We start from the raw sequence: 6,605 nt of genomic DNA on the forward strand, positions 1-6,605 counted from the left end.
TCATTTTAACATCAATCAATGTTCATCTCGTACTTTAAAAAGCTTTTGCAGCCAAGTTTTTTGTTCTTTCACTTCTGCTTCCTTTTCTTCTTTAGTAGGTTGATGAACTAAGTTTTTTAAATCTGGCTGACCAGCGTCTATCCAAGCTGTGTACCAAAAATCGCCAATCATTTTAATAGAACGACGCATTTGTCTTTCTACTTGATGATTCAGCATTTCATGATATTGTTTAGAATACTCTTTGGAATAGGTTTTAATCGTGATACCATTTCGTTCTTCGATGCTATATTTTTTACTTGGTTTGGTCGCAAAATTTAGATTTTGTTCAAAAATAAAGACAGAATCCAAGCAGGCATTCGCATTGCGAACGGCTTCCCAAGCTCTTTTACTGATTGATTTTTCATAAGTAGCCGAACCCACAAAGAAATCATATTCATCCGAAAAGCTTTCAGGCAAACGAGATTCCCAAAAAGCATGAATACCGATTTGGTTTGTTTTTTGTCCATTATAATTAGAAGAAGTATGCAATGGCACATTGGCATCTGCAATGTAATGACCAATTTCAGCAGATAGTTTTAATATTTTAGCAGTATTTTTTTCTTGAAAAGCCTTCGTCAATTGAAACTTCATGAATTGAATATGCCAAGGTACAATGCCATGTTTCATCAAACTATCTTCCGAAAACTTTGCCACTGCATCATTCCAGTAATGTGGTAGTTTGTAAGTGGCACTATCTCCATAAGTATCTAAATCAATGTAGTGTTTTGGCGCTTCATCCTTCACGGCATAGCGTCGGCGGTCGGGAGCAACAGAATTTTCTACAATATAATATAGGTTTGTTTTGTAGAAAGAGATCATTTCTGGAGGCAAAGTAAAAACTGCTAAACGATTGATTCGCTGATGAGCGTAAAATCCCCATTTGGTGCTATTAGGAGTATTCAGGCTGTTTTTTGACGGTATTCGTGAGGAATTGCTAAATGCTAAGGGTGATGAAATAATAGCAAACAAGACGAAAATGAAGCTTTTAAATGTTTTTTTCATGGTAATAAACTTTAGGTGAAAAAATCTAATTATATCAAATTTGAAAGTTTTTGTAAATATGCATTTGTATTATCTTAAAAAAGATGTACCTTTGCACCTCAATATTAGAAAATCAGAAAACCAATATTATTCGGGAAATAAACATGGCAAATCACAAATCATCATTAAAGAGAATCAGAGCAAACGAAGCAAAAAGACTACGTAACCGTTATCAGCACAAAACTACCCGTACAATGGTAAAGAAATTGCGCTTGACACACGATAAGGTAGTTGCTACTGATCTCTATAAAAAAGTTTCTTCTGCTCTTGATAAATTAGCTAAGAAGAACATTATTCACAAGAACAAGGCTTCTAACTTGAAATCTAAGTTAGCAAAGTTAGTGAATAAAATAGCTTAATATAGCTTTGAAATATTCATAAAAAAAGACCTTTCTGAAAAGTTGGGTCTTTTTTTATGCCCAAAATTTTGAAGAAGTTGTTTTTAGTTTTAATTTAGAACTAACAAATAATTCAAAATAAAAACTACAAACGAAGTCAAGACACCTATGAAAAACTACGAAAATACACATCTCAACATCAAATCTTGGGCAGAGGAAGACAGACCTCGTGAAAAATTACTTTTGAAAGGTAAAGCCGCTTTATCAGACGCTGAATTATTGGGTATTTTAATTGCTACAGGTATTCAAAAAATGACAGCCGTGGATATTGCCAAAGTAATTCTACAAAGTGTTCAGAACGATTTGAATCAGTTAGGACGACTTTCGGTCAAAGATTTAGCCAAATTCAAAGGAATTGGTGAAGCCAAGGCAATTACTATTGTCAGTGCTTTGGAATTAGGAAGAAGAAAGAAAGAGACAGAAACAAGTACTCGTCCAAGAATCAAATGTTCAGAAGATGCTTATGAAGTATTGAAACCTCATTTATCTGATTTATCACATGAAGAGTTCTGGATTATTCTTTTAAATAGAGCTAACGACGTGATTAAATGCGAAAAAGTAAGTAGCGGAGGGGTTTCTGGAACGATTGCCGACCCGAAAATGATATTCAAAATAGCTTTGGAACATTTAGCGAGTGGAATTATTTTGGCACATAATCATCCTTCTGGTAATCTAAATCCAAGTCAAGCAGATAAAGACCTGACCCAAAAACTAAAAGCCGCTGGCAATAGTTTAGACATTTCTGTATTAGATCATTTGATTTTTACTGATAAAAAATACTACAGTTTTGCAGATGAAGGAGTTATGTAATTAAGAGTTGTGAGTGGTTAGTTTTCGTTTTAATGTATTGGTAATTAGTGTTTTAACTAAAAATGAACTTATTTTTTCCAAAACATCAGTATTTCTTTAAAGCTTTTTCGGGAAGAATTTTCATAAAAACAAGCATTAGGTACAGTAGGAGGGCGACGAAAAATCGGAATACTTGCTCCAAAGTATAGGTTGAGTCCACGAGGTTTGCTGATATTTAAAATACTTCCTAGATTATCTGTTCCAAGAAAAACTGGTCCAAGACGAGCCGCCAAACCAAATGAAAAAGTACTGTAGTTATCCAACAGTGCAAAAGGCATGGCTACTTCTGCCCATTTTGTTTCCCATCTTGGTGTAACTGCTAATAACGAAGGAGATTTTATACCAACAGAATAATCGCTTCGCAAAGCTTGTGTCCAAACACTGTTGATATAAATATTATTTTTATAATGATAATCAAAATTTACACTCAAAGCGGTAGGTAAACTGCTGTTAAATAGGGTTTTAGCTTGTGCGTTATTCAGATTTAGAGAGTTACTGAAACGCTCAAAAGCATCATCAAGGTCAGTTATTTTTTGTTTGTAATCAGCAGAATTAAAAACCTGATTTGTAGTATTAACTTGCCAGTTTTTTACATAATTTGGATTAGTATATTTTAATCCACCAATATCAATTAATGAAACGCCTAAACGATATTTATATTTATTTTTACTTGGGTCTAATTTCAATACTCCTTTTTCTCGATAACTAAACTTTTTAAGATTAGGACGATACTCATAAACAAAACCAATGTCAAATCCCCAGCCATTGCCTGCAGAATCATTACCTAAAAGCCAACTTGGCGAAAATCTAGCATTTTCATAAGCACCGTTGAGGGTGTATCCGTAATTTGCAATAATATTATTTAGTTGGAGCAATCGCTCGTCAGGATTAGCTGGGTCATTGATGATGCCATAATTGGCATTATTGACCATTAAATGTGCTGAGTATAAACCTACTAATCGTTTTATCGTTCCACCAATTTTTACAAAATCTTCTTCTTCATCAAATAATACTTGTCCAAATGTTAAACCAATTTCTACAAAGCTATTAGTATTGAATGAAGTACCATTTAGACTGACTAATTTATTTTGAAGGTCTACGTTTTTAATTCCTGTACGAATAAATTCAGCGAATTGACTTTCCATTCCTGTGAAATTAATCCCTGTTCTAATTCTAGTTGATAGTGCAAAAGCTTGCTGGTCGTTGAGGCTAATCATGATAGACGGCCCACGGAGGTCATCAATAGTATGAAAGTGCTTTTTACCATTACTTTGGTTAGTGGCTAAGTAATCATCACTGTAAATGATATTTTGAGTGCTTGAATTTCTGTATTTGCTAGGAACAGTATTTGAAAATAATTGAAGGATAGAATAAGGGGCATCCCAATTGATGAAATTATTGGTTAGAAACAAATCGTTTCCAATTAAATTAACATAGACTTTATACCTAGAATCTGCGACGTTCGCAGGGTTTGTGTAAAGCGTGTTGGTGCCTGTATAATTACTGCCTGAAATACCTAACCATTGTTGTGATACTCCTAGAAGAGGAAATGATACATAAATAATAAAAAGAAATATTAATCTAAACATGAAATGGTAGTTGAAAAGCTAAGAGATTACCTCTAATGAAATTGAAGAGATAAATTAATGGTTAAATAATTTTGCAAATATACCGCTAATACAAATTACTTCTTGATGATATAGATTTTAGCTTCAAAATATTTTGTTTCTTTGTGAAAAAGCAAGGAATTCAATTTAATATTGAAATATTTACATAAATTACTATTTATGTTTTATTTAACTGTAATTTTTTGAAAAAATCTTAGAAACATCACTTATAAACGATAAATTTGTAAGGTTTTGCGTAATTGAATGATGATTTATATCATTCTTGTTAACCTAATCGCTACTATTAACCAAGTTTACTAAAATACAATCTTTACCAACATGAAAAGAATTGCGGTATTTACTTCAGGAGGTGATGCACCAGGTATGAACGCTTCAATTAGAGCGGTCGTTAGAGGAGGACTACATCATGGAGTCGAAATTTTTGGCATAATTCGTGGATACAATGGAATGATTAAAGGTGATATTATTCCACTAAATTCACAGTCAGTCAGTAATATTATTCAACGTGGTGGTACTATTTTGAAATCTGCTAGGAGTAAAGAGTTTATGACTCCTGAAGGAAGAAAAAAAGGTTACGAACAGTTGAAATCACATGGCATTGAAGGCTTAGTTGCTATCGGAGGAAATGGTACTTTTACAGGAGCTGAAATTTTCTTTAACGAATTTCAAATTCCAACAGTAGGTGTTCCAGGAACAATTGATAATGACCTTTATGGTACGGATTTTACAGTTGGGTATGATACTGCTGTAAACACAGCTTTGGATGCTATTGATAAAATTAGAGATACAGCCGATTCACATGATAGAATTTTCTTTATTGAAGTAATGGGTCGTGACTCTGGCTATATTGCAATTCAATCAGGTATTTCGGGTGGAGCAGAATCAATCTTGATTCCAGAAGAAAGACAAACTGTTGAAGATGTTGTAGAAACATTAAAAGCAGGCTTCAATAAAAAGAAAACTTCTTCAATTGTTATCGTTGCTGAAGGAGACGAAGAGGGAAATGCTGCCGTAATAGCTGAGCGAATCAAACAAACTATTGATGTTCCTGTTGATATTCGTGTAACAAATTTAGGACATATCCAAAGAGGAGGTAGTCCAAGTGCTGCGGACAGAATTCTTGCAAGTCGTTTAGGTTTAGGTGCATTAGAAGGTCTTTTAGCTGGTCATAAAAATGAAATGGCTGGAATTGTAAACGACGAATTGATTTACACTCCTTTCCATGATACAATTACTAAAAAGAAGATTATCAATACTGATTTATTAAGATTAGCTGGTATTTTAAGTAAGTAAATCATTTGAAGATTACTCTTTGAAATCTTTATAGAAATAAAAAAGCTGGAATTTCTTCCAGCTTTTTTTGTGTCTTTTACTTCTTCCTCAACTTCAATGTTTTCTTAAAATCATCTTTTGTAACATCAAAAAGTACTCTCCACTCGGATAAGTTGAAATATCAATTACTTCAGAATACTTTCCTTTTGTTTTAATGACTTTCTGAATCATCGTTTTTCCTAATACATCATATAGATATAATGAAATAGGCTGATTATCATTATTGGTGAATTCCAGCGTGAAATGTCCTTCATTTGGATTCGGGAAGGCATTAAAATATACATTGTTCCAATAAGTATTAGGTTCATTAGCTGTTACCAGATTCACAGTTACTGATTCTGTAGTTGACGAGCAACCATTTGCTGTAATGGTTACATTATAGATTCCTGCATCTTTCGCTGTGAAAGTATTTGTAGTTGCTCCTGTAATCATAGCATTGTCTTTATTCCATTGATAGCCATAAGTAGCATCTTGAATGACAGATAATGTTACATCAGTATTTTGTAAAATATCCGTTGTTCCACTTTTATTGATTGAAGCTTTTACAAGTTTGATTTCAGTAATAGCATGAACTGTCACATCCTAAAAAAGCTTGACAGTTTTAGGGATTAAAACTGAATTAATTGTCAAGCTTTTTTTTATTGTATTACCAAGATTACAACATTTATTTTTTATTCCTAAATGTATTTTAATCTTTTGTGTTAATACTGGTTTTTTTGCTAGGTTGGGCTTCTATTCCTGTTCATTTTTTTGTGTTTTGGGTTATTCCTACTTGATACTTAATGTCGATTCTTACTCCTTTTTTTGCTTACTCTTACTGAGTTTATTACTAGATATTACTCGGTTTGATTTGGCTAAAACTGTTGTGAATGACATGGGGTTTTACTTGATTTTCTTGCGACTTTTCTTGCGTTTTTATCACATCATCAGAGATTTTCTCTGCTGAGGTTTTAGTTCCTTTCTTTTGAGTATTTCGTTTCTTCCATCGCTTGGCTAACACTCCCTTTTGTTCATGAGCTACCACTGGTGTCAGCCTGTCACAACTATCGTGCGTCCTTAATTCATTATAGCTTTTGATGGCTCTATCAACGGCTACTTGAGCCGTTTGATGACTCTCAAAAGTTTGATTTAACAAGAACTCATGTTTGAGGATTCCATTCACTCTTTCTGCCATCGCATTTTCATAAGGGTCTCCGTTTTCTGTCATTGATAATTGAATGCCTAAGTGAGCTGTCGTATTGACATATTCTTGACAACAATACTGAATCCCACGATCACTATGATGAATAAGTTTATCTGTCCGCTTGAGGTCTTTACT

Annotated in this window: 7 protein-coding genes; 3 read left to right on the plus strand and 4 right to left on the minus strand. The window is 33.4% G+C overall.

The features are described 5' to 3' along the window. Positions 1 to 15 precede the first annotated feature (15 nt). A complete protein-coding gene (locus tag HNP25_RS05490; RefSeq protein ID WP_184131516.1) occupies positions 16 to 1,041 on the minus strand; it encodes a zinc dependent phospholipase C family protein in 1,026 nt (341 codons plus the stop codon). 143 nt (positions 1,042 to 1,184) lie between these two features. Here HNP25_RS05490 and rpsT point away from each other — a divergent pair, with 143 nt between their 5' ends. Next, positions 1,185 to 1,439: a 30S ribosomal protein S20 gene (gene rpsT, locus HNP25_RS05495; RefSeq protein ID WP_184131519.1), complete on the plus strand. Its 255-nt coding sequence runs from the start codon at positions 1,185 to 1,187 to the stop codon at positions 1,437 to 1,439. Positions 1,440 to 1,586: 147 nt separating this feature from the next. After that, entirely contained in the window at positions 1,587 to 2,288 is a 702-nt protein-coding gene (radC, locus tag HNP25_RS05500) for a RadC family protein (RefSeq protein ID WP_184131522.1), read from the plus strand. Positions 2,289 to 2,356: 68 nt separating this feature from the next. On the opposite strand, the gene HNP25_RS05505 is transcribed toward radC, so the two are convergent. Further along, positions 2,357 to 3,916 (minus strand): DUF5723 family protein, encoded by a 1,560-nt coding sequence (locus HNP25_RS05505; protein ID WP_184131525.1) that lies wholly within the window; start codon positions 3,914 to 3,916, stop codon positions 2,357 to 2,359. 357 nt (positions 3,917 to 4,273) lie between these two features. Between HNP25_RS05505 and pfkA the strand changes: the two genes are divergently transcribed. After that, complete coding sequence (gene pfkA / locus HNP25_RS05510; RefSeq protein ID WP_184131528.1) at positions 4,274 to 5,248, plus strand: 6-phosphofructokinase; 975 nt, start codon at positions 4,274 to 4,276, stop codon at positions 5,246 to 5,248. Positions 5,249 to 5,341: 93 nt separating this feature from the next. Here pfkA and HNP25_RS05515 read toward each other — a convergent pair whose 3' ends face one another. Beyond that, positions 5,342 to 5,866 carry a T9SS type A sorting domain-containing protein gene (locus HNP25_RS05515; protein WP_184131531.1) on the minus strand — a complete coding sequence of 175 codons (525 nt, stop codon included), beginning with the start codon at positions 5,864 to 5,866 and terminating at the stop codon, positions 5,342 to 5,344. A gap of 250 nt (positions 5,867 to 6,116) precedes the next feature. Continuing rightward, the coding region (locus HNP25_RS05520; RefSeq protein WP_184131535.1) for an integrase core domain-containing protein at positions 6,117 to 6,605 on the minus strand (489 nt) is incomplete at its 5' end.

The sequence above is a fragment of the Arcicella rosea genome (assembly GCF_014204325.1).
Classification (GTDB): Bacteria; Bacteroidota; Bacteroidia; order Cytophagales; family Spirosomataceae; genus Arcicella; species Arcicella rosea_A.